Below are 22803 nucleotides of genomic sequence, written 5' to 3'. Positions count from 1 at the left end.
GTGACTTCGACCCCGCAACTCTCCGTCGTCGTGCCCGTGTACAACGAGCAGGACAACGTCGCGCCGCTGGTCGGCGAAATACTCGCTGCGCTGCGCGGGCGATGCGATTTCGAAATCGTCTATGTCGACGACCTGTCGAAGGACGCGACGCTGGAACGGCTGAAACAGTTGCAAGCCACCACGCCGGAACTGCGCGTCGTCCGGCATTTGGTCAACAGCGGCCAGAGCACCGCGATCCGCAATGGCGTGAAGGCCGCGCGCGGTGCGTGGATCGCCACCCTCGACGGCGATGGCCAGAACGATCCGGCCGACATCCCGAAGCTCATCGCGGAACGCGACAAGACCGACGCGGGCGTGAAGCTGTTCGCCGGCTGGCGCGTGAACCGGCAGGACTCGGGCAGCAAGCGCTGGGCCTCGAAATGGGCGAACGCGATCCGCAGCCGCATGCTGCGCGATTCCACGCCCGATACCGGCTGCGGCATCAAGCTGTTCGAGCGCGAGGCCTTCCTCGACCTGCCCTACTTCGACCACATGCACCGCTACCTGCCCGCGTTGATGCAGCGCGCCGGCTGGAAGACCGTGAGCGTGCCGGTCAACCACCGCCACCGCGCCAGCGGCGTTTCGAAATACAACAACCTCAACCGCGCGCTGGTCGGCATCCGCGATCTGCGCGGCGTGGCGTGGCTCATCACGCGCAGCCGCCGCACCGGCATCGAGGAGCTGTGAGATGGCCACGGGCGTGATGGATTCGCCGATCGTCTGGCTGGAATGGACCGGGCTGTACATGAGCCCGTGGAAGCTGATCGGCCTGACCGGCGCGCTGATGTTCGGCGGGCGCTGGCTGGTGCAGTTCGTGGCCAGCAAGCGCCAGGGCAAGCCGGTGATCCCGCGCCTGTTCTGGTACATGAGCATCGTCGGCAGCCTGATGACGCTGAGCTACTTCGTGTTCGGCAAGAACGACTCGGTCGGCATCCTGCAGAACCTGTTCCCGGCCTTCACCGCCTGCTACAGCCTGTACCTGGACATCCGCCACCGCGGCTGGAAGCGGGATCGCGCCAGCCACTAACGCCTTTTCCTTCTCCCCGCTGGCGGGGAGAAGGTGCCGAAGGCGGATGAGGGGCGGCAATACGGATCTGTGGATAAGTGCTTGCCCGGGCCCGGCCGGGTCGGCATAATGCCCGGCTCGCTGCGTCCCGCAGCGATTCCCGCCCCGGTTCCATCGGCCGGCGGGGCCGCCGCCGCCCGGGCTACGGGCGACAACCACACACCATCGAGGTGCACAGATGTCCCGTGAATGCCAAGTCACCGGCAAGCGCGTCGCGACCGGCAACAACGTGTCGCACGCCAACAACAAGACCCGCCGCCGCTTCCTCCCCAACCTGCACGAACGCCGCTTCTGGGTGGCTTCCGAGAACCGCTGGGTGAAGCTGCGCGTTTCCACCAAGGCCCTGCGCACCATCGACAAGAACGGCATCGACGCCGTCCTGGCCGACCTGCGCAAGCAGGGCGAGAAGGTCTGAGGAGAATCGAACCATGGCTTCCAAGCGCGACAAGATCCGCCTGATCTCCTCGGCCAACACCGGCCACTTCTACACCACCGACAAGAACAAGAAGAACACGCCGAACAAGATGGAGGTCAAGAAGTACGACCCCGTCGTCCGGAAACACGTGATCTACAAGGAAGGCAAGATCAAGTGACGTGACGGCCCGTTCGCGCGACGCGCGAACGGCTTTGCCGGAACGTCATCCCCGCGAAGGCGGGGATCCAGCTCTTCATCATTGTTCGAGTCGAAAAGAAACCCGCCTCCCGGCGGGTTTCTTTTTTCTGCAGCCAGGGATCGCGTCAGCGCACGATCGTGACCGGCGAAGTCTTGCTCGCGGTCGCGCCGTCGTCGTCGGTGACGGTCAGGGTGACGTTGTAGGTCCCGACCGTGGAATACACATGGGTGGGGCTGGTCGCCGTCGACGACTTGCCGTCGCCGAAATTCCACGAGCGCGAGACGATGCTGCCGTCGCTGTCGCTGGAACGATCGGTGAAGGCGACGATGCGACGGACGACCTTGCTGCGGAAGTTCGCGACCGGCGGCGCGTTCGTCGGCCCGGCGGCGCTGGTCTTGCCGACCTCGCCGATGAAAGCCAGCGCGAACTGCGCGAACTTGACGCTGTGCTCGGCCGATTCGCCGAGGAAGGAGAGCGTGTCGCCGGTGGTGTGGATATTGGGGTTGTAGCCCCTGAACGCGGGCGTGTTCGCGCCGCTGTTGTCGCCGGCCTCGAACATCATCGCGGCCGGATAGCCCGCGCTGGTCCACGACGCATGGTCGGAACAGCCGTAGCCGCAGGTGATGGTGCCGCGGCGCAGGCCCATCGGCGCGAGGTAGGCGTCGAACAGGCGGTTGAAGAACAGCTTGAGGCTGGCGTTCGAATAGTCGGTGACCAGCTGCATGTCCTCGGGCGTGCCGAGCTGGTATTCGGTCATGTCCAGTTGCAGCGCGCCGACCACGTTGATGCCGTTCGCCTTGAACTGCTGGGCGATCGCGTTCGATCCGCGCAGGCCCGTTTCCTCCGCCGCATAGGCCATGAACTTGACCGTGCGCTGCGGCTTCCAGCCGCTGGCGAGCGCGATGCGCAGGGCCTCGGTCAGCGTCGCGATGCCGGAGGCGTCGTCGTCCGCGCCGGGCGCGACCATCTCGGGGTTGCCGCCCGCGGACTGGTTGATCGAATCCAGATGCGCACCGAGCACGACGACTTCGTTCGGCAATTCGTTGCCCTGGATGGTGAGGATCACCGACGGCTGCGTGGAGCAGTTGGTGCAGCCGGTGAACAGTTCGGTGGTCACGTCGCCGCGGCCGGCGGCGAGCGATTCCCAGCGCGATTTGATCCACTCCGCCGCGGACTTGCCGTAGCTGCTGGCGTAATAGCGGTTCTTGTAGCCCTGCAAGGTATTGATGGTGTCGTAGATGCCGGATTCGGTCGCCTGCGGCAGCCACGGATCCACCGTCGCGGCATTGTCGATGGTGTAGCTGATCGTCAGCGCGCGCGCGGCGAGCGCCGAACGATCGTTGGCGATGAAACGGTCCGCCTCGGCGCGGCTGGTGAACGCGAAGAAACCGCCGCAACGCAGTTCGCGCTGGTGGATCAGCCCGCTCACGGCGTCGAGCATGTGCGCTTTCGTTTCCGATACCACGAGTTCGTTGCCGAGGCTGTCGCGGCGCGAGGCGGGGTCGCGAACCAGCGCGTGCACGGTGTCGAAGGTCTTGCGCGATGTGACGATGTAGACCGGCGCGAGCGGATCCACGGCGGCATGCGCAGGCGCGCGATTCACCGTGGAATGGGGTGCCTGCGCGGCCGCATTCGCGGCACTTGCACCGCGCGCCGGCACCGCCATGGACAACAGCAGCAGGGAAATCGCCGGCAATGCCTTCATCGTTTTTCTCCTCGCAAGTCCCGGCGCGGGGCGCATGGCGGCCATGTGCCCGGACCCGTGGCTGGAATGATCGCGGCGCCGCCCCTCGCGCGCCGCACGCAGCGAGTGTGCCCCAAGTGCGCGGGTCCGGCTTGCTGCGCCGCGTCACGCCGCGTCTGCGCCTACACTCGCGCATCGGTGGGCTGGAGTCGTGATGCCGTGATCCCGGGCTGGGTCCTGCTGCTGGTGTCCGCGGCTTACGTCTGCCTGCTGTTCACGGTGGCGTACGCGGGCGACCAGCGCGCGCCGGCGGGCTCGCGGCTGCGGCCATTGGTATACGCGCTGGCGCTGGCGGTGTACTGCTCCTCGTGGACCTTCTACGGCGCGGTCGGCACCGCCGCGCGCGATGGCCTGGCCTTCCTGCCGATCTACCTCGGCCCGCTGCTGTTGCTGCTGTTCGGCTGGCGCATGCTGGAACGGCTGGTGCTGATTTCCGGCGAACAGCGCATCGTCTCCATCGCCGATTTCCTGTCCTCGCGCTACGGCCGCGCGCCCGGCCTGGCCGCGCTGGTGGCGGCGGTCGCGGTGATCGCCGCGATTCCCTACATCGCGCTGCAGTTCAAGGCGGTGGCGATGAGCGTGGACGTGCTGGCGCCGGGCCGCGGTGGTGGCGCCTTCGGCGACCCGGCGCTGTACGTGGCCGCGTTGCTGGCGCTGTTCGCGATCCTGTTCGGCACGCGCCAGATCGACGCCACCGAACACCACCGCGGCATGATGCTGGCGGTCGCGCTGGAATCGCTGGTGAAGCTGCTGGCGTTCCTCGCGATCGGCCTGTTCGCGATGCTGCACCTGCCCGGCAGCGGCGGCATGGCCGACCGCGTGCTGCAGGCCGCGGCGACGGTGGGTGCACAAGGCATGCCTCCCAGTTTCGTCGCGCAAACGCTGATCGCGTTCACCGCGATCATTTGCCTGCCGCGCCAGTTCCACGTGGCCGTGGTCGAATGCCGCGACACCCGCGACCTGCGTCCCGCGCGCTGGCTGTTCGGCGGCTACCTCGTGCTGGTCTCGCTGTTCGTGCTGCCGATCACCCTTGCCGGCAGCCACCTGCTCGCCGCCGACGGCGTGTCGCCCGATGCCTACGTGCTGGCGCTGCCGCTGGCGCTGGACCGCGAATCGCTGGCGCTGTTCGCCTACATCGGCGGCTTCTCCGCGGCGACGGGCATGGTGATCGTGTCCTGCGTGGCGCTGGCGACCATGGTCAGCAACGACATCGTGATGCCCCTGTTGCTGCGCAGCGGCACCCTGCGCCACGACGACGCGATCGACCGCCGCGTGCTGTGGGTGCGGCGCGCGACCATCGCCGGCATCGCGATGCTCGCCTACGTCTACCATCGCGGCGCCGTGGGCAGCGACAGCCTCGCCAAGCACGGCCTGCTTGCGTTCGCGGCGGTGGCGCAGTTCGCGCCGGCGCTGATCGGCGGTTTGTACTGGCGCGGCGCCAGTCGCGCGGGCGCGTTCGCCGGATTGCTCGCCGGCGCGCTGTTGTGGGCCTACACGCTGCTGTTGCCGGAACTCGCGCGCGGCGGCTGGTTCGGCACGCACTGGATCGACGCCGGCCCGTTCGGCATCGAAGCGTTGCGGCCGCAGCGCCTGTTCGGCATGCAGGGCTGGGACGCGCTCACCCACGGCGTGTTCTGGTCGCTGCTGATCAACGTCGGCACCTTCGTGTTCGTGTCGATGCGCTATCGACCGCGGCTGCAGGACCAGTTGCTGGCCTCGCCCTTCCTCGATCCCTACGCACAGCGCCAGCCGCTGGGACCCGGCGCGGCCTGGAACGTGCGCGCCGGCGAACTGCTGGCATTGGCCGAACGCATCCTCGGCGAACGCCATGCGCAACGCGCCTTCGCCGAACACGCGCGCCAGTCCGGGAGCGCGCCGGCCATGGACGCGCCGGCCGATCGTGCGCTGCTGCAATTCACCGAACGCCTGCTCGCCTCCGCGATCGGCGCCGCGTCCGCGCGCCTCACCCTGACCTCCGCGCTGCGCGGTTCGGGCATGGAACTGGGCGAGGTGGTCAGCCTGCTCGACGAAACCACGCACGCGCTGCGCTTCAACCGCGAGGTGATGACCACCACGATCGAGAACATGCCGCAGGGCGTGAGCGTGGTCGACGCGGACATGCGCCTGGTGGCGTGGAATGCGCGCTACCAGCAACTGTTCGACTATCCCGACGGCATGCTCTACGTCGGCCGCCCGGTCGCCGACCTCCTGCGCTGGAACGCCGAACGCGGCGAGATGGGCCCGGGCGACATCGAGGCGCAGGTCGAACGCCGGCTCGAGCACCTGCGCGCCGGCACCCCGCACGTGTTCGAACGCGTGCGCGCCAACGGCCAGGTGATCGAATTGCTCGGCCGCGCCCTGCCCGGCGGCGGCTACGTCACCAACTACAGCGACATCACCGACTACAAGCGGGTCGAGCGCGAGCTGCGCGAGATCAACGAGACCCTGGAGCAGCGGGTCGAACTGCGCACCCGCGAGGCCGAATCCGCGCAGCAGTCGAAGACGCGCTTCCTCGCCGCGATCAGCCACGACGTGCTGCAGCCGCTGCACGCCGCGCGCCTGTTCGCCTCCGCGCTGCGCGAACAGGACGATGCTGCCGAGCAGGCGCGGCTGGCCGCGCGCGTGGATTCCTCGCTGCGCGCCGCCGAGGAACTGCTCGACGGCCTGCTCGACGTGTCTCGGCTCGATGCCGGCGTGCTGCGCCCGCAGTTGTCCGGCTTCGACGCGGCCGAACTGTTGCACGAGCTGCATGCGCAATACGCGCCGAGCGCCGCGCAACGCGGCCTGGAGTTGCGCGTGCACGTGCCGGCCACGCTGCCGGTGCGCAGCGATCGCCGCCTGTTGCGGCGCGCGCTGCAGAACTTCATCGGTAATGCCCTGCGCTACACCCAGCACGGCGGCGTGCTGCTCGCTGCACGCGTTCGCGCGGGCGCCGTCGCGCTCGAAGTGGTCGACACCGGACCCGGCATTCCCGCGATCCACCTGCGGCAGATCTTCGAGGAGTTCCACCGTTTCGAGCAGCCGGGCGAACGCGGCGAACGCGGACTCGGGCTGGGCCTGTCGATCTGCCAGCGCATCTCGAACGTGCTCGGCCATCCGCTGGACGTGCGTTCGCGGGTCGGACGCGGCAGCGTGTTCTCGATCTCGGTGCCGCGCGCCAGCGCCTTGTCGCCAACCGCGCCGGCATCGCAACGCGCGGAGCCCGAGGCGCACGATGATGCGCTGGAAGGCCTGCGCGTGTTGTGCGTGGACAACGATCCGGAAATCCTCGACGGCATGCGCGCGCTGCTCGAACGCTGGCGGGCGGAAGTGCTGTGCGCCTCGACCGTGGAAGCGGCGCTGACGCTGGCGGCGCGGCGACCGGACGTGATGCTGGTGGATTACCACCTGCACGATCGCCTCGACGGGCTGGATGCGCTGGATGCGTTGCGCGCGGCCTGCGGCGATGGCGTGGTCGGCGCGCTGCTCACCGCCGACGGCAGCGATGCGTTGAAGCACGCGACGCGGGAACGCGGCTATCGCCTGCTCACGAAGCCGGTGAAACCCGCTTCGCTACGCGCGTTCCTTGCCGCGGTGCGGCGCTATCCGTCGACGACAGATGGGGTTTGAGCCAGTGGCCGCTTGACTGGCCACTGTCGGCCAGGAGCGGACGCTTAACGCCTGAATTAAGCCGCGCCACGAAACGGGCTCGGCTTGGACGAATTGTTAGGCCATGATCTATTGCCACGACCCTGAGAGCGAATCATACGTATACGACTCGCCAAGTGAGCGACCGAACTAGACGGTGTAGCTGGAATCTCGAGATGGTTGATAAAAGATTGGGCCGTTTTCAGGGGCTGGCTGGCCGTTGATCTCAGCCAGATTGGCTGGCAACCGATTGTGCGCAGCCTTGAATTGCTCGATTTGCCCGATGATTACAGTGGCTTGCCGATACTCAGGCCATAGCGAAGGGTGGGCGATGTACCAGCTCCAAACCGCAATCATGGCGATGATCAGTGCCAAACCGACTGCAACTTGCCGAACTGTCCGTGTCATGGCCTAACGCCTGAGTTAAGCCGGACCGCTGCGTGGCCACGGCAGAGTCACAATCCTACGGGACTTTGCCGAGGCCGCGCAGCGCATAGGTTAGGCTGAGCGCAGCGATACCCAACATCCTTAGCTACGCCCCTCTCCCGCCTTCGGCACCCTCTCCCTCAAGGGGAGAGGGAAAGACACCACGCGTTACTCGTCGGCGTCGCCCGGCGCCACTACTGCATCCGGATCGAGCATCAACTTGCCCGCCAGCAACACCGCCTGGGTGCGGTTGCCGGCGCCGAGCTTGCGCAGCACCGCGGTCATGTGCGCCTTTACCGTGGCTTCGGACACATCGAGCTCGCCCGCGATCTGCTTGTTGAGCCGCCCGGTGGCGAGCATCTGCAGCACGCGGAACTGCTGCGGCGTGAGTTCGGCGAGGCGGCGCGCGATGTCGCGTTCCTCGTCGCGGATCGCCTCGCCCGCCGGCAACCCTGGCGGCATCCAGCGCTCGCCTTCGAGCACGCGCGACAAGGCTTCGCCGATCGTCGCCGCATCCGACGATTTCGGGATGAAACCGGCGGCGCCGTGTTCCAGCGCACGGCGGATCGTCGTCGGTTCCTCGCGCCCGGACACCATCACCACCGGCAACTGCGGATGCAGGCCGCGCAGGTGCACCAGCGCGCCGTAGCCCTGCACGCCGGGCATGTTGAGGTCGAGCAGCAGCAGGTCCGCGTCGGGATGCGCATCGACCAGCGCGAACAGCGCATCGACGCCATCGGCTTCGTGCAGCCGCGCGTCCGGCACGATCCGCGCGACCGCGTGGCGCAATGCCTCGCGGAACAGCGGATGGTCGTCGGCGATCAGGATCGTCGGCATCGCGCGAACCCGCCGCCGCGCGGCGTCAGGCGTCCTTGCGTTCGTCGACCAGCGACTGCACCACCGACGGATCGGCGAGCGTCGAGGTATCGCCGAGCTGGTCGGGCGCGTTCTCTGCGATCTTGCGCAGGATGCGGCGCATGATCTTGCCGCTGCGCGTCTTCGGCAGCCCCGGCGCCCACTGGATGTGGTCCGGGGTCGCGGTCGGCCCGATCTCGCTGCGTACTTGCTGCACCAGCGCCTTGCGTAGTTCGTCGCTGGCGGCGATGCCCTGCTTCAACGTCACGTAGGCGTAGATGCCCTGGCCCTTGATGTCGTGCGGGAAACCGACCACCGCGGCTTCGGCCACGTCGTGGTGCGAAACCAGCGCGCTCTCCACTTCCGCGGTGCCGATGCGGTGGCCGCTGACGTTGATCACGTCGTCGACGCGGCCGGTGATCCAGTAGTAGCCGTCCTCGTCGCGGCGGCAACCGTCGCCGGTGAAGTACATGCCGGGATAGGTGCGGAAATAGGTGTCGATGAAGCGCTGGTGGTCGCCGTACACCGTGCGCATCTGCCCCGGCCACGAATCGAGCAGCACCAGGTTGCCTTCGGTCGCGCCTTCGAGGAGGGCGCCGTTCGCATCGACGATGGCCGGCTGCACGCCGAAGAAGGGTTTCGTCGCGGAACCGGGCTTGGCATCGATCGCGCCCGGCAGCGGCGAGATCAGGATGCCGCCGGTTTCGGTCTGCCACCAGGTGTCGACGATCGGGCAGCGTGAATCGCCCACGGTTTCGTAATACCAGCGCCAGGCTTCGGGGTTGATCGGTTCGCCGACGGTGCCGATCAGGCGCAGCGACTTGCGCGAGGTCTTCTTCACCGGCGCTTCGCCTTCGCGCATCAGCGCGCGGATCGCGGTCGGCGCGGTGTAGAAGATGGTGACGGCGTGCTTGTCGATGGCCTGCCAGAAGCGCGAGGAATCGGGGAAGTTGGGAATGCCCTCGAACAGCACTTCGGTCGCGCCGTTCGCCAGCGGCCCGTACACGATGTAGCTGTGCCCGGTGACCCAACCGACGTCGGCGGTGCACCAGAACACGTCGTCGTCCTTGAGGTCGAACACCAGTTCGTGCGTGTACGCCGCCCACAACAGATAGCCGCCGGTGGTGTGCAGCACGCCCTTGGGCTTGCCGGTGCTGCCGGAGGTGTAGAGGATGAACAGCGGGTCTTCCGCGTTCATGCGCTCCGGTTCGCATTGCGCCGGCTGGCCGTCGACCACCGCGTCGTACCAGCGGTCGCGCGGCATCTGCATGTCCACCGCGCCGCCGGTGTGGCGCACGACCAGCACGGTTTCCACCGAGTTGGTGCCCGGCAACTTCAGCGCGGCGTCGACATTCGCCTTCAACGGCACGGCCTTGCCGCCGCGCCGACCCTCGTCGGCGGTGATGATGAGCTTGCTGCCGCAGTCGCCGACGCGATCGGCGATGGAATTGGGCGCGAAGCCGCCGAACACCACCATGTGCACCGCGCCGATGCGCGCGCAGGCGAGCATCGCCACCACCGCCGCTGGGATCATCGGCAGGTAGATGGTGACGCGGTCGCCCTTGCGCACGCCGAGGCTGCGCAGCGCGTTCGCGAGCTTGCACACGCGTTGGTGCAGTTCGCGATAGGTGATGCGTTCGCCCGGGGAATCCGGCGAATCGGGCTCGAAGACCAGCGCGACCTTGTCGCCGCGCGTGGCGAGGTGGCGGTCGAGGCAATTGACGCTGGCGTTGAGTTCGCCGTCGGCGAACCAGCGAATGCGGAAATCGCCCAGCGCATAGCTCACGTCCTTGACCTGGGTCGGCGCACGCATCCAATCCAGGCGCTGCGCGGCCTTGGACCAGAACGCATCCGGATCGCGCAACGATTCGGCGTACAGGCGTTCGTAATCGTCGCGGCGGACGCGCGCGCTGGCCGCGAATGCAGCGGGAACCGGATAGACGTCGGCGCTCATGGCGGCTCCTCGCGAAGCGGATTCGACCGGGCATTCGAGTGTAGCGCCGGCCTCCGCCACCGGGCGCGAAGGCGGATTAGACCTTGGTCGTATCGACCATTGGCGAATCGACGACGCCATGCGCGCGGCGCATGGTCTGGCGGCGCGGCAACGGGTCGCGCATCCCTGGGAGGGGCCCATGCAAACCGAATTCCGTGCCGGCCGACGCCGGCCGTTGGCGATGGCGCTGTTCGTCGCACTGCTCGCGCCGGGAGTGGCGCTGGCCGGGACCGCGAAGGAACAGGAACTCGAAACCCGCGTCGCGCAACTCGAGGCGCAGGTGCAGGCGCTGCTTGCAGCGCAACAGCAGGCGCAGGCGCAGATCGCGGACACGAAGACGCAACTCGATGCGGTCGATGCGCGCCATCCCGCGCCGCCCGCGGGCAAGCAGCCGATCCAGTCCACCGCGATCAACGCCAGCGCCAACCCGAACACCACCTTCAGCTACGGCGGCTTCATCAAGCTCGACGCGATGGCCACCGACACCAGCGACGGCCGCATCGCCGATGGTTCGGCTGGGCGCCTGTTCTACCTTCCCAGCCAGATCCCGGTGGGCGACGCCAATGCCGACGGCGGCGATCCCTACACCGACGTGCACGCGCAGTTCTCGCGCTTCTGGTTCAGCGCCGACACCGTCACCGACGGCGGCGACAAACTCAAGGCCTACATCGAAGCCGACATGTACGGCGGCGGCAGCAACGCGCTGGCCGGCAACGAAACCTCGACCAATACCTATGCGCTCACCTTGCGCCAGGCCTACGTGAGCTGGAACGACTGGCTCGCCGGCCAGACCTGGTCGAATTTCCAGGACGTCGCCGCGCTGCCGGACGCGGTGGATTTCGTCGGCCCCACCGACGGCACCATCTTCGTGCGCCAGGCGCAGTTGCGCTACAGCAAGGGCCCATGGTCGTTCTCGGCGGAGAACCCGCAGACCACGGTCACCTCCTACCTCGGCGCTTCGCGCTTCAACAGCGGCGACAACGTGCTGCCCGATTTCACCGGGCGCTGGACCGCCAAGGGCGGATGGGGCCATTTCTCGGTGGCCGCGCTGCTGCGCCAGTTCAAGTACGGCGACGAAACCGGCAGCGGCGCCGCGGTGAGTGTTTCCGGCAAGTTCAACCTCGGCGCCAACGACGACATCCGCTACATGGCCAACGCCGGCAGCGGCATCGGCCGCTACATGGCCTTCGGCCTGGGCACCGACGCCGTGCTCGACGCGGACGGCGAACTGCATGCGCTGGACGGCTACGGCGGCTTCGTCGCCTGGCGCCACGCGTTCAACCCGAAACTGCGCGGCAACCTGTACTACTCGGCCGCGCTGTTCGACAACGATCCGTCGCTGATCGGCTACGGCGCCACCGAACGCGCGCAGTCGCTGCACGCCAACCTCATCTTCTCGCCGATCCCGAAGCTGGACGTCGGCGCCGAACTGACCTGGGGCCAGCGCTCGCTCGAGGACGACCGCGAAGGCGACCTCAAGCGCATCCAGACCACCGTCAAGTACAGCTTCTAGGGGAAAACGCCATGTCCAGCATCACCGCGCATCCGTCGCCAGGCACGCTGACCACGGGCCACAAGAAGGTCATCTTCGCCTCGTCGCTCGGTACCGTGTTCGAGTGGTACGACTTCTACCTCTACGGTTCGCTCGCCGCGATCATCGCCAAGCAGTTCTTCAGCGGGCTCAACGAGGCCAGCGCGATGATCTTCACCCTGCTCGCGTTCGCCGCCGGTTTCGCCGTGCGCCCGTTCGGCGCGCTGCTGTTCGGCCGCATCGGCGACATGGTGGGGCGCAAGTACACCTTCCTCATCACCATCGTGATCATGGGCCTGTCCACGTTCGTGGTCGGCGCCTTGCCGAACTACGCCAGCATCGGCTTCGCGGCGCCGGCGATCCTGATCGCGCTACGCCTGTTGCAGGGACTGGCGCTGGGCGGCGAGTACGGCGGCGCGGCGACCTACGTCGCCGAGCACGCGCCCAACGGCAAGCGCGGCCTGTACACCAGCTTCATCCAGACCACCGCCACGGTCGGCCTGTTCCTGTCGTTGCTGGTGATCCTGGGTTGCCAGAAGGCGTTGGGCAAGGAAGCGTTCGAGGACTGGGGCTGGCGCGTGCCGTTCCTGCTGTCGATCGTGCTGCTGGGCGTGTCGGTGTGGATCCGCATGCAACTGGCCGAATCGCCGCTGTTCCAGCAGATGAAGGCCGAGGGCAAGCAGTCGAAGGCGCCGATCACCGAAAGCTTCTTCTCGCGCAACGGCAAGATCGCGTTGCTGGCGCTGCTCGGCGCCACCGCCGGCCAGGCCGTGGTCTGGTACGGCGGCCAGTTCTACGCCATGTACTTCCTGCAGCAGATCCTGCGCGTGGACAGCACCACGACCTGGCTCATGATCGCCGCCGCGCTGCTGCTGGCCACGCCGTTCTTCGTGTTCTTCGGCTGGCTGTCGGACAAGATCGGCCGCAAGAAGATCGTGATGGCCGGCTGCCTGCTCGCCGCGCTCACCTACTTCCCGCTGTTCAGGGGCCTGACCCACTACGCCACACCCGCCATCCACGACGCCAGCGCGGCCAGCCCGGTGACGGTGCATGCCGACCAGAAGACCTGCAGCTTCCAGTTCGATCCGGTCGGTACCGCCAAGTTCACCAGTTCCTGCGACATCGCCCGCAGCGCGCTGATCAAGGCCAGCGTGCCCTACACCGTGGTCGACGCGCCGGCCGGTTCGCTGGCCGAGGTCAAGGTCGGCGACAGCACCATCGCTTCGTTCGAAGGCGCGGGCATGGCCAAGGATGCGCTGAAGGAAAAGACCACCGCGTTCGGCGCCGAACTGCGCACCGCGCTCAACGCGGCGGGCTATCCGGAAAAGGCGAACCCGGAACGCATGAACAAGCCGATGGTGCTGCTGATCCTGTTCGTCCTGGTGCTGTATGTGACGATGGTCTACGGGCCGATCGCGGCATGGCTGGTGGAACTGTTCCCGACCCGCATCCGCTACACCTCGATGTCGCTGCCCTACCACATCGGCAACGGCTGGTTCGGCGGCTTCCTGCCGTCGCTGTCGCTGGCGCTGGTGATCTGGAAGGGCGACATCTACTACGGCCTCTGGTACCCGATCATCATCGCGCTGATGACGTTCGTGATCGGTTGCCTGTTCCTGCCCGAAACCAAGGACCGCGACATCACCCAGTAAACCCATCCTCCCCGCGCGATGCATGGACGCCGGCCTCGTGCCGGCGTCTTTTTTGCGTGCGTGGATCGCAATGCCGCGACCTGCCGGTTCAACGCGGTGGCGCGGCGAGTTCCTTCGCGTTGAGATAGCCATCGCCGTTCGCGTCCTGTTTGCGGAAACGCTCGGCCAGGCGCGCGCGATGCTGTTCGCGGCTGATCGGCGCGCCGCGCCCGCCGGGTTGTTCCGCCGGCGACAGCACGCCGTCGCGGTCGCGGTCCATCGCGTCGAAGGCGTAGCTCAGCCAGTCCTGGTATTCGGCCAGCGACACGCGGCCGTCATGGTCGACGTCCATGCGCGCGAGGTAGTCGTTGCTGGATACGACCTGCGCCGATGCGACGATCGGCGCGAATGCGATTCCGAACACGCAGGCGACGGCGAATGCGCGCCGCATGCGCGGGTCAGGCGCGGGTGGCCTGCAGCGAATAACCCTTGAGCCGCGCGGCATAGGCCTGCAACGCGTGGATGCCGCTGGCCTCGGCCTCGCGGCACCAGGCCTGCAACTGGTGCAGGCGTTCGGCGGCATCGTGGCTGCGCGCGGTCAGCACTTGCGCGAGGCGCGCGCGCGCTTCGACCAGCGCGCGGATGCGCGGCGATTCCTCCACCCACGCATGCATCTGCGCGCGCGCTTCGGGCTTCAGCCAGCGGCCGTCGTCGGCGAGGCCGTGGCGCAGCTTGCGCGGCAGCAGGCGGCGCAGGCGCGTGCCGCGCGCGGCGGCTTCTTCCTGCAACGCAGGCGCCAGCACGCCGCGCTTGAAGTCGGTCATGGCCTGGAAGCGATGCGCGAGCAGCGCCTTCATCGTGTCCATGTCCGGTACGTTGATGTTCGGGCGCACGTCGAGCGCCGGCGCGACGCGCAGCACCTTGGCCAGGCCCAGCGCCTGCGCGGCGCGGATCGCGGCCCAGCCGATGTCGAACTCCCACTTGCGCAGCGCGAACTTGGCCGAGGACGGGAACGCGTGGTGGTTGTTGTGCAGTTCCTCGCCGCCGATCCACACGCCCCAGGGCGAAAGGTTGGTCGCGGTGTCGTCGGTCTCGAAGTTGCGGTAGCCCCACCAGTGGCCGAGGCCGTTGACCACGCCCGCGGCCCAGAACGGGATCCACGCCATCTGGATCGCCCAGATCGCGACGCCCTTGAAGCCGAACAGCACGAAGCTGAGGAACAGCAACAGGGTCGGGCCCATCGTCGCGTGCGGCGTGTACAACTTGCGCTCGATCCAGTCGTCCGGGCAGCCCTTGCCGTACTGCTCGATGGACGCGCGGTCGGCGCGCGCTTCGCGGTACAGCTCGACGCCATGCCAGAACACGTTGCCGATGCCCTTCACCACCGGGCTGTGCGGGTCTTCCTCGGTCTCGCACTTCGCGTGGTGCTTGCGGTGGATCGCCGCCCACTCGCGCGGGATCATCGAGGTGGTGATCCAGTTCCAGAACCGGAAGAAGTGTGCCAGCAGCGGATGGAAGTCGACGCCGCGGTGGGCGATGCTGCGGTGCAGGTACAGCGTCACCGAGAAGATGGTGAGCTGGGTCGCGACCAGCAGGTACACGGCGAGGGCGATCCAGCCGGGCTGGACCAGGCCACCGGTGAGGAAGTCGAGCAGGGAAGCAGGCATGTCGGATCTCGGGGCGCAGGGAAACGCACTGCGCATGATGGGGCCTGCCACCGCCCACGTCACCCGTGGGCGGCGTATGTTGTTCAGCCTGAAGCGGCGGGCTTGCTGGCGGAAGCCGTGTTCAGGCGATCGACCTCAACCTGAACGACACGGCTGATTTCGTCGACGATCTCCTTGAACGAATCCTCGCCATAACCGATGTGGCGCGCCGCGACCCTGCCCTCCGGGTCGATGATCCACAGGTTGGGGTACGACTTCACCCCGTAGCTTTCGGCGATGCCGCCGCTGCGGTCGCGGGTAAAGGTCAGCGTGTAGTCGCGCATCTTCCTGACGATGGCGCGGTATTCATCGTTCCCGTCCTGCACGTTGACCGCGACCACCCGGAAATAATCCGGGCCCGTGGCGGACTGCATGGCGTTCAATGCAGGAAGTTCCTTGCGGCAATAGCCGCACCAGGAGGCCCAGAACGTCACCACGACCACCTTGCCGCGCAACTGCCCCAAGTCGACCGGATCGCCGTTGCGGTCCATGCCCAGGACCTGCGGCGGAATGTCGCCCACGGATGGCGCCGCGGCCGGAACCGGTGTCGCCGCCGACGCCCATGCGGAAACCAGCAGCAAGGCCGCCATCATCCATCGCTTCCGCAACATCCGTCGTTCCCCCGAAGTCCCCGCGCAATCTTGCACGACGAACCGCGATCAATCCACGCTGCGTCCCCGCGGAACCGCTCGGCGGGGAGCGGCCGTTACCGTGGCCGCGTGGCGTTCGCGGGCGGCCCCAGCTGGGTATCGACCCGGAACACACCTTCGCTGGTGGGATGGCCGCCCGGACCCGATGCCGGGAGATAACGGTTGTAGTAGATGTAGGGACCGTTCGCGGTGATGAAATATTCCGGGTCGCGACGCACGCGATCGGAGGCCGAGGTCAGAAGCCGCAGGCTGTCGACGCCGGGGACGATGCCGGAGATGGCGATCAGGCTCGGCTTGGTGAAATCGCGTCCGGTGGGATCCGCGGACAGGGTGAAGCTGACCCACGACTGGTTGTTGTAGACGAACGGCTCCGGCGAGGTCACGTAGGGCGTGTCGTCGGGCATGTTGATGGTCTTGATGTTCGTCCACACCGCCTCGCCCTGCCCGTTGTCCAGCTTGCGGTAGATGCGCAGCCGATTGCCGCCGACCATGACCACGAACACCTGCTCGTTGCCGAACTCGGGCGCCGGCCACATGAAGGCCCAGAACTTGTTCACGTCGTCGAACGTCAGTTGCTCGAACGTCCCGGTCGAGGCGTGGTAGAGGAACACCTGCCGCGTCGATGGCGAGACCGTCGCGGGCGTGGTCGGAACGACCGAACTCTCGGAAGCGGTGAGGATGATGTCGAGGGTGCCGGGAACCCAGCGCCGGGTGATGTTCGCCTGTGGGTTCAGCATCGGGATCGCGGTTTCGGTCGAATCCGGATACAGGCCGCGCCAGTACAGGGTGGTCGGTCGCGACTGCGTCGAGAACGTCTGGAAATGCAGGAACGGGTACGAGCCGTTCGGATCGTCCGTGCCGAGGGGCAGCACGCGTCCCTTGCTATGGTCGATCGGACCCGCGATCCAGGTGCCCCCGTTCATGACGGCCAAGCCCAGTTGCAGGTTGACTGCCTGGTGCGGCACGCCATCGGTCCAGCGGGTGTAAACCAACTGCGAGCCTTGCTCCGAATCCACCCACTCCGGGCCATTGCCGATCTCGGTCGCGGTGGTCGCGTTGGTGTCGACCAGCACGGCCTTTCCGTCCGGCGGATTGAAGTAGCCGTTGCTGAAATTGACGCCGCCGACCCAGAGGTTGTGGTCCGTGTCGATGTAGGCGAGGCGGGAATTCCCCGCGCCGCCATTACAGCTCGGGCAGAAAACGCCGTCGCGCGCGGTATCGAATTCGAAGTCCTTGATCACGCGCGCTCCGACCTGGATTTCCTCGGGCAGGGTCTGCGCCGATGCCGATCCGGCGAGGACGAGCAGCGAAGCCGCGGCCATGCCGAAGAACAGGCGGGTGTCGTTGTCCATGGTTTGGTGCTCCATTGATGCAAGGAATCGGGATCGATGCGCGCCTGGCGAGGTCAGGGCGAACATCCGACCGGGCCGCCGACCGCATCGTCGACAACGCCCCACAATTGCCTGAGGGTGTCCCGGAGTTGCGAGGGCGGATACTGCCTGTAGGCGAGGAACACGGCCGCGATGCCGTGGCCGTAGTCGACCCACGGGGACGTGCCGAAGGCGCCGGTGCTGGACACGCGGACCGCGATGCCGTCGCAATCGACCGCATCGCGCCATTCGCCGTAACCGTAGCCGAACGCTTCGGGATAGGGATCGGACGCGACGTCCACCGGAACGCCATGGGTCTGGTCGAGCTGCATCTCGGCGATGCCTTCCGGCGAGAGGTACTGCGCGCCGTCGAACACGCCGCCCTGCAGGACCATCAGCACGACGTTGGCATAGTCGCGCAGGGTCGAACGCGCGCCACCGGCGATGATCGGGTTCTTGAACGGCAGGCCGCTGGCGTTCAATCCGTAATCGGTCTTGGTCATCTTCAGCGGAATGGTCAATTCGGTCTTGACCAGTTGCGCCCAGGCCTTGCCGGTCGCGCGTTGCGCCATCGCGCCGGCGACCTGCATCGAATTCTCGCCGTAGGCGAACGTGGTTCCCGGCTGCCAGCCCAATGGCGCGCCGAGGATCTGCTTCGCGCAGGCATCGAGCGCCATGTTGCGGTTGGCGAACTGCAGGCATGCATCGCTCGCGGTGGCGATTCCCGACGTGTGGCTCATCAACTGCCCGAGGGTGATCCCGCCCTTGGTCGCATCGGGATTCGGATAGCTCGAACCGAAATAATCGGCGACCGTGTCGTCCCAGTGCATCTTTCCCTGTTCGACGAGCCGCTGGACCACCAGCGCCGAGAGCCATTTGCTCGCCGATGCCACCGGCGCCTGCGGCGCGATGCCGACATAGGTGCCGAAGTCGCGCCGATAGATGGCGCTGCCGTCCTGGATGATGATCAGCGACGCGCCGGGGAGCAGGTCGTCGGCCGATGACCCGACGAAGCCGTCCACGTACGCGGTGACCGGGCGGAAATCGGGCCGCGCGCGCGCATCGTTCGATCCGTGGGCTTGCGCCGTGCCCACGACCAATCCGGCAAGTAACGCAAACCAGGCCGGTACACGCATGGCTTCCCCCTGCAAGAAGCTGCCTATTCCATTGGAAACGTCGATCCGCGGTCCAATCAGGCCAGTCCACGCATCGCGTTCGCCGATTCCATGGTCGCGCATTTTGCGACTGACCGCACAGTAATGGCGTATGTTGTTCATTCTTTAGGGTTTTATCGAATGCCCGAACTCCCCGAAGTCGAAACCACCCGCGCCGGGCTCGCCCCGCACCTCGAGGGCCGGCGGGTGCGCTCGGTGCTGCTGCGTCGCCCGGACCTGCGCTGGCCGATCCCGCCCGAGGTGTCCGAACGCCTGCCGGGGCAGCGCATCGTCGCGGTGCGCCGCCGTGCCAAGTACCTGCTCTTCGACACCGAGGCCGGCAGCGCCCTGTTGCACCTGGGCATGTCCGGCAGCCTGCGGGTGCTGCCGGCGAAAACGCCGGTACGCGAACACGACCACGTCGATCTCGCCCTCGACTCGGGGCGCGTGCTGCGCTTCAACGATCCGCGCCGCTTCGGCTGCCTGCTCTGGCAGGAGCCGGGCGAAACCCATGAATTGCTGCGCGACCTCGGGCCGGAACCGCTGTCGGAGGCGTTCGACGGGGAGCACCTGTTCGAACGCAGCCGTGGTCGCAGCGCGCCGGTGAAAACCTTCCTCATGGACCAGAAGATCGTGGTCGGCGTCGGCAACATCTATGCCGCCGAGGCGCTGTTCGCCGCCGGCATTTCGCCGCTGCGCGCCGCCGGCAAGGTCTCGCGCGAGCGCTACGCCGCGCTCGCCGGGGAAGCGAAGCGCATCCTCGCCCATGCCATCGCCCGCGGCGGGACCACGTTGCGCGATTTCATCGCCCCGGACGGCGCGCCTGGCTACTTCGAACAGGAACTGTCCGCCTACGGTCGCGGCGGTAAACCCTGCCCGCGCTGCGGCCGGCCGCTGAAGCAAGCCATGGTCGGCCAGCGCGCCAGCGTCTGGTGCGGGCACTGCCAGCGCTGAAGGAGGTTCGCGGGCCAGCGGTATAGTGGGCCACACGCGCGGGGAGGCGCGATCCGCGCATGAGCGATTCCGGCGACATCACCCAACTGCTCGGCGCCGCGCGCGATGGCGATCGCGATGCACTGGGCCAGGTGCTGTCCACGCTCTACCACGAGCTGCACGCCATGGCCCGGCGCCAGCTCGCCGGCCAGCGCGGGCATACGCTCGACGCCACCGCGCTGGTGCACGAGGCCTACCTCAAGCTCACCGGCCGCCGCGAAGTCGAGTTCAGCGACCGCGCGCACTTCTTCGCCTATGCGGCGTCCGCGATGCGCAGCGTGGTGGTGGACTACGCCCGCCAGCGCCTCGCGCAGAAGCGCGGCGGCGACCAGCACCGCGTCACCGACCTGCCCGAGGACCTCGAATCCGCACTGCGCGTCGACGACGAGACGCTCGGCCTCGACGCGGCGCTGACCAAGCTCGCGGCGGTCGATCCCAAGCTCGCGCAGGTGGTGGAGCTGCGCTACTTCGGCGGCCTGTCCGAACTGGAGATCGCCGGCCTGCTCGAGCGTTCCGAACGCAGCATCCGCCGCGACTGGCAGAAGGCGCGAATGTTCCTGCTCGCCTCGCTCAAGGAAGCCTGAGCCCGGCGCGCATGGATGCCGAGCGCTGGCAACGGCTGTCCCCGCTGCTCGACGCCTTGCTGGAGCTGGATGCGGAAACGCGCGCGCGCAGCCTCGCGCTGATGCGCGAGGAAGACCCGCAGACCGCGGACGACCTCGAGGCGCTGCTCGCCGAGGAAGCCGGCAACGACGAATTCCTGAGCGAACCGCTGCTGGCCGCGCCCGGCCCGCGCCCTGGCGCGGGCATCGGCCCGTATCGGCTCGAACGCCTGCTCGGCGAAGGCGGCATGGGCCAGGTGTGGATGGCCTGCCGCGACGACGGCCTCTACCAGCGGAGGGTCGCGCTGAAACTGCTGCGCCCCGGCCTGGCCGATCCGAACCTGCGCCTGCGCTTCACCCGCGAACGGCAGATCCTCGCGCGTCTGGAGCACGCCAACATCGCGCGCTTGCTCGATGCCGGCGTCACCCAGGACGGCCAGCCCTACCTCGCGCTGGAATACGTCGACGGCGAACCGATCACAGACTGGTGCCAGCAACGCCAGCCGCCACTGGCACAACGCCTCGCGCTGTTCCTACAGACCTGCGACGCGGTCAGCCACGCGCACGCGAACCTGATCGTGCACCGCGACCTGAAGCCGTCGAACATCATGGTCACGGCGCTCGACGACGTGCGCCTGCTCGACTTCGGCATCGCCAAGCTGCTCGACAACCCCGAGGCCGTGCTCGACAACACCCGCACCGGGCTGCGCGCCTTCACCCTGCACTACGCCGCGCCCGAACAGATCCGGGGCGAACCGGTCACGACCATGACCGACGTGTATTCGCTCGGCGTGGTGCTGTACGAACTGCTCACCGGCAGCAAGCCGTACAAGCCGCGGCGTCCGACCGACGCGGAGTGGGAAGAGGCGATCCTGCACGCCGATCCGCAGCGACCTTCGCAGGCGCTGCAACGCACGGCCGACGCCGAACCCGGGCACGCGCACGCGCACGCGTTGCGCAGGTTCGCGCGCCAGGTCGCCGGCGACCTCGACAACATCGTGCTCAAGGCCCTGGCCAAGCAGCCCGAGCGTCGCTATCCCTCGGTCGAGGCGCTGGCGCTGGACATCCGCCGCTTCCTCGACGGCAAGCCGGTGCAGGCACGACCGCACAGCGTCGAGTACCGCCTGCGCAAGTACGTGCACCGGCACCGCTGGGCGTTGTCGACCGCGCTGCTGGTGCTGCTGGTGCTCTCCACCGCGCTCGGCATCGTCGCCTGGCAGGCGCGCGAAGCCCTGCGCGAAGCCGCGCGCGCGCAGGCGATGCAGGATTTCGTCGTCGGCCTGTTCCAGAACGCCGGCGAATCGCCCAATCCCGGCAGCGTCGACGTGCGCCGCTTGCTCGATGCCGGCATCGAACGCGGCGACCGCGAACTCGCGCGCCAGCCCGAAGCCCGCGCGGAACTCTACGGCGTGGTCGCGCGCCTGCGCATCGGCCTCGGCGACTACCGTTCCGCCTATGACCTGCTGCGCCGCGAAACGCTGGTCGTCGCCAGCCTCGATCGCCCGCCACCCGGGCTGCTGCTCGCGCTGTACACCGACATCGGCCACGTGCAGCGCCTGCTCGCGCAACCGGGCGAATGCCTGCAGACGTTGCAACCGCTGGAGGCGCGTGCGCGCCGCGAACAGGCACGCCTGCCGGTGCAGGCCGCGGATTTCTATTCCGAATTCGGGCGCTGCAAGCGCCGCGCGGGCGACCGCGACGGCGCCGCAGCCCTGTTCGAACGCGCGCTGTCGATCCGCCGCGACACGCTCGACGATGCGGCCGGCGCGATCGAGAACCTCGCCGACCTCGCCGACCTGCGCAAGGACGCGGCTGACAACGCCGGCGCATTGCGCGGCTACCGCGATGCGCTGTCGAAACTGCAGGCCGGTCCCGGCATGCGCCATCCGCTCGCGGTGGAACTGCTGCGCAACATCTGCTCGCTCGAACGCATCGACGGCGACATGGCCGCGGCGCAGCGCGACTGCCAGCGCGCGCTGGCACTGGCCGGCACCGTGCTCGGCCCGCAGCACCGCGAAACCATCGACGCCGGCCGGCAATGGGCGGCGATGCTGGTCGACCTGGGCCGCCTGCGCGAGGCCGAGGCCGCGTTCGACCACAGCCGCAAATGGCTGGCCGAACGCCTCGGCGCGAACAGCGAGGACGTGGCGATCGACGACAACAGCCTCGCCATCGTCGATTGGGAACGCGGCGACATCCCCGCCGCGCTCGCGTCCATCGACCGCGCCATCGCCACATGGAGCGATTCCGGACAACCGTTGCGGCTGGCCTCGGTGCTGTTCAACAAGGCGCTGATCCTGCACGACGCTGGACGCGATTCCGAAGCGCTGCCATTGGCGGAACGCAGCCGCCGCCTGCGCGTGCCGCTGCTCGGCGGTAACCACGCCCTGGTCGGGGAATGCGACCGCCTGCTCGGCGTGATCCACGCTGCGCTCGGCGATCCGCAGGACGAAGCCGAGCTGCAGCGCGCGGTGCAGATCCTCGATGCGGCTTATGGATCGGCCCGTGCGCCCGCGCGCCGTGCGCAGTTGTCGCTGGCGAAGTTCCAGGCGCGCCGCGGGAGTGGCGCGGCGCTGTTGCAACTGGATGCGCTCGGCAAACTGCCCGCGAACGATTTCGAACTGCGCAAGGTCGCGTGGCAGGCGCGCGCCGAGGCCGCGGGCCTGCGCTGCCACGGCCCGCAGCGCCCGGCCGCGATCGATGTGCTGCGCGCGCTCGACGGCGAACTCCGCGCGGCCCTGCCCGAGGGCGGCAGCGTGGCGCGCAAGGTCGCGGCGATCGCCACGCGTTGCCGCTGATCGC

At 67.9% G+C, this 22803-nt stretch carries 18 protein-coding genes; 10 read left to right on the top strand and 8 right to left on the bottom strand.

Annotated elements, in window-relative coordinates; all coding sequences use genetic code 11:
* From FNZ56_RS09895 to rpmG, 4 genes are all read left to right on the top strand, one after another.
* Positions 1 to 726 carry a glycosyltransferase family 2 protein gene (locus tag FNZ56_RS09895; RefSeq protein WP_143879678.1) on the top strand — a complete coding sequence of 242 codons (726 nt, stop codon included), beginning with the start codon at positions 1 to 3 and terminating at the stop codon, positions 724 to 726.
* Between the two features lies 1 nt (position 727).
* Positions 728 to 1066 carry a lipid-A-disaccharide synthase N-terminal domain-containing protein gene (locus tag FNZ56_RS09890; protein ID WP_143879677.1) on the top strand — a complete coding sequence of 113 codons (339 nt, stop codon included), beginning with the start codon at positions 728 to 730 and terminating at the stop codon, positions 1064 to 1066.
* Positions 1067 to 1283: 217 nt separating this feature from the next.
* A complete protein-coding gene (rpmB, locus tag FNZ56_RS09885) occupies positions 1284 to 1520 on the top strand; it encodes a 50S ribosomal protein L28 (protein WP_143879676.1) in 237 nt (78 codons plus the stop codon).
* Positions 1521 to 1533: 13 nt separating this feature from the next.
* Entirely contained in the window at positions 1534 to 1698 is a 165-nt protein-coding gene (gene rpmG / locus FNZ56_RS09880) for a 50S ribosomal protein L33 (protein WP_036168663.1), read from the top strand.
* 145 nt (positions 1699 to 1843) lie between these two features.
* On the opposite strand, the gene FNZ56_RS12980 is transcribed toward rpmG, so the two are convergent.
* Entirely contained in the window at positions 1844 to 3424 is a 1581-nt protein-coding gene (locus FNZ56_RS12980) for a M20/M25/M40 family metallo-hydrolase (protein ID WP_246064569.1), read from the bottom strand.
* Positions 3425 to 3622: 198 nt separating this feature from the next.
* On the opposite strand from FNZ56_RS12980, the gene FNZ56_RS09870 reads away from it, so the two are divergent.
* The gene (locus tag FNZ56_RS09870) at positions 3623 to 7072 is read left to right on the top strand and encodes a hybrid sensor histidine kinase/response regulator (RefSeq protein WP_143880335.1); all 3450 of its coding nucleotides are present in this window, start codon (positions 3623 to 3625) and stop codon (positions 7070 to 7072) included.
* Between the two features lie 612 nt (positions 7073 to 7684).
* On the opposite strand, the gene FNZ56_RS09865 is transcribed toward FNZ56_RS09870, so the two are convergent.
* Positions 7685 to 8353, bottom strand: coding sequence for a response regulator (locus FNZ56_RS09865; protein WP_143879674.1), 669 nt, complete (start codon positions 8351 to 8353; stop codon positions 7685 to 7687).
* A 25-nt stretch (positions 8354 to 8378) separates the two neighbouring features.
* Positions 8379 to 10325 (bottom strand): acetate--CoA ligase, encoded by a 1947-nt coding sequence (gene acs, locus FNZ56_RS09860; RefSeq protein ID WP_143879673.1) that lies wholly within the window; start codon positions 10323 to 10325, stop codon positions 8379 to 8381.
* A gap of 178 nt (positions 10326 to 10503) precedes the next feature.
* On the opposite strand from acs, the gene FNZ56_RS09855 reads away from it, so the two are divergent.
* Both FNZ56_RS09855 and FNZ56_RS09850 read left to right on the top strand, forming a co-directional pair.
* Positions 10504 to 11877, top strand: coding sequence for a DcaP family trimeric outer membrane transporter (locus FNZ56_RS09855; RefSeq protein WP_143879672.1), 1374 nt, complete (start codon positions 10504 to 10506; stop codon positions 11875 to 11877).
* Positions 11878 to 11888: 11 nt separating this feature from the next.
* The gene (locus FNZ56_RS09850) at positions 11889 to 13547 is read left to right on the top strand and encodes an MFS transporter (protein ID WP_143879671.1); all 1659 of its coding nucleotides are present in this window, start codon (positions 11889 to 11891) and stop codon (positions 13545 to 13547) included.
* Positions 13548 to 13635: 88 nt separating this feature from the next.
* On the opposite strand, the gene FNZ56_RS09845 is transcribed toward FNZ56_RS09850, so the two are convergent.
* From FNZ56_RS09845 to FNZ56_RS09825, 5 genes are all read right to left on the bottom strand, one after another.
* Positions 13636 to 13977, bottom strand: a complete 342-nt coding sequence (locus FNZ56_RS09845) for an EF-hand domain-containing protein (RefSeq protein ID WP_185970726.1) — start codon at positions 13975 to 13977, stop codon at positions 13636 to 13638.
* A 7-nt stretch (positions 13978 to 13984) separates the two neighbouring features.
* On the bottom strand, positions 13985 to 15193 hold the full coding sequence (locus tag FNZ56_RS09840) for a DesA family fatty acid desaturase (protein ID WP_143879670.1): 1209 nt from the start codon (positions 15191 to 15193) through the stop codon (positions 13985 to 13987).
* An 83-nt stretch (positions 15194 to 15276) separates the two neighbouring features.
* Positions 15277 to 15822, bottom strand: coding sequence for a TlpA family protein disulfide reductase (locus FNZ56_RS09835; protein ID WP_185970725.1), 546 nt, complete (start codon positions 15820 to 15822; stop codon positions 15277 to 15279).
* A gap of 116 nt (positions 15823 to 15938) precedes the next feature.
* Positions 15939 to 17234 carry a hypothetical protein gene (locus tag FNZ56_RS09830; RefSeq protein WP_143879668.1) on the bottom strand — a complete coding sequence of 432 codons (1296 nt, stop codon included), beginning with the start codon at positions 17232 to 17234 and terminating at the stop codon, positions 15939 to 15941.
* A gap of 53 nt (positions 17235 to 17287) precedes the next feature.
* Positions 17288 to 18346 carry a serine hydrolase domain-containing protein gene (locus FNZ56_RS09825; RefSeq protein ID WP_185970724.1) on the bottom strand — a complete coding sequence of 353 codons (1059 nt, stop codon included), beginning with the start codon at positions 18344 to 18346 and terminating at the stop codon, positions 17288 to 17290.
* Between the two features lie 201 nt (positions 18347 to 18547).
* Between FNZ56_RS09825 and mutM the strand changes: the two genes are divergently transcribed.
* Genes mutM through FNZ56_RS09810 form a run of 3 tightly spaced genes read left to right on the top strand, consistent with a single transcriptional unit; the run spans position 18548 to position 22799 of the window.
* Complete coding sequence (mutM, locus tag FNZ56_RS09820) at positions 18548 to 19360, top strand: bifunctional DNA-formamidopyrimidine glycosylase/DNA-(apurinic or apyrimidinic site) lyase (protein ID WP_143879666.1); 813 nt, start codon at positions 18548 to 18550, stop codon at positions 19358 to 19360.
* Positions 19361 to 19419: 59 nt separating this feature from the next.
* Positions 19420 to 19983 carry an ECF-type sigma factor gene (locus FNZ56_RS09815; protein ID WP_143879665.1) on the top strand — a complete coding sequence of 188 codons (564 nt, stop codon included), beginning with the start codon at positions 19420 to 19422 and terminating at the stop codon, positions 19981 to 19983.
* Between the two features lie 11 nt (positions 19984 to 19994).
* Positions 19995 to 22799 (top strand): serine/threonine-protein kinase, encoded by a 2805-nt coding sequence (locus FNZ56_RS09810; protein WP_143879664.1) that lies wholly within the window; start codon positions 19995 to 19997, stop codon positions 22797 to 22799.
* Positions 22800 to 22803 lie beyond the last annotated feature (4 nt).

Source organism: Lysobacter lycopersici (genome assembly GCF_007556775.1).
GTDB classification, from domain to species: Bacteria; Pseudomonadota; Gammaproteobacteria; order Xanthomonadales; family Xanthomonadaceae; genus Pseudoluteimonas; species Pseudoluteimonas lycopersici.
The sequence above is the reverse complement of the archived record's forward strand: the minus strand, read 5'-3'. Positions and strand labels throughout refer to the sequence as shown.

What these genes read in the sequence shown, in the direction of transcription:
- FNZ56_RS09815 (WP_143879665.1), top strand. Translation starts at nt 19,420, where the DNA reads ATGAGCGATTCCGGCGACATCACCCAACTGCTCGGCGCCGCGCGCGAT.
- FNZ56_RS09850 (WP_143879671.1), top strand. Translation starts at nt 11,889, where the DNA reads ATGTCCAGCATCACCGCGCATCCGTCGCCAGGCACGCTGACCACGGGC.
- FNZ56_RS09890 (WP_143879677.1), top strand. Translation starts at nt 728, where the DNA reads ATGGCCACGGGCGTGATGGATTCGCCGATCGTCTGGCTGGAATGGACC.
- acs (WP_143879673.1), bottom strand. Translation starts at nt 10,325, where the DNA reads ATGAGCGCCGACGTCTATCCGGTTCCCGCTGCATTCGCGGCCAGCGCG.
- FNZ56_RS09810 (WP_143879664.1), top strand. Translation starts at nt 19,995, where the DNA reads ATGGATGCCGAGCGCTGGCAACGGCTGTCCCCGCTGCTCGACGCCTTG.
- mutM (WP_143879666.1), top strand. Translation starts at nt 18,548, where the DNA reads ATGCCCGAACTCCCCGAAGTCGAAACCACCCGCGCCGGGCTCGCCCCG.
- FNZ56_RS12980 (WP_246064569.1), bottom strand. Translation starts at nt 3,424, where the DNA reads ATGAAGGCATTGCCGGCGATTTCCCTGCTGCTGTTGTCCATGGCGGTG.
- FNZ56_RS09830 (WP_143879668.1), bottom strand. Translation starts at nt 17,234, where the DNA reads ATGGACAACGACACCCGCCTGTTCTTCGGCATGGCCGCGGCTTCGCTG.
- rpmG (WP_036168663.1), top strand. Translation starts at nt 1,534, where the DNA reads ATGGCTTCCAAGCGCGACAAGATCCGCCTGATCTCCTCGGCCAACACC.
- rpmB (WP_143879676.1), top strand. Translation starts at nt 1,284, where the DNA reads ATGTCCCGTGAATGCCAAGTCACCGGCAAGCGCGTCGCGACCGGCAAC.
- FNZ56_RS09840 (WP_143879670.1), bottom strand. Translation starts at nt 15,193, where the DNA reads ATGCCTGCTTCCCTGCTCGACTTCCTCACCGGTGGCCTGGTCCAGCCC.
- FNZ56_RS09865 (WP_143879674.1), bottom strand. Translation starts at nt 8,353, where the DNA reads ATGCCGACGATCCTGATCGCCGACGACCATCCGCTGTTCCGCGAGGCA.
- FNZ56_RS09855 (WP_143879672.1), top strand. Translation starts at nt 10,504, where the DNA reads ATGCAAACCGAATTCCGTGCCGGCCGACGCCGGCCGTTGGCGATGGCG.
- FNZ56_RS09845 (WP_185970726.1), bottom strand. Translation starts at nt 13,977, where the DNA reads ATGCGGCGCGCATTCGCCGTCGCCTGCGTGTTCGGAATCGCATTCGCG.
- FNZ56_RS09835 (WP_185970725.1), bottom strand. Translation starts at nt 15,822, where the DNA reads ATGGCGGCCTTGCTGCTGGTTTCCGCATGGGCGTCGGCGGCGACACCG.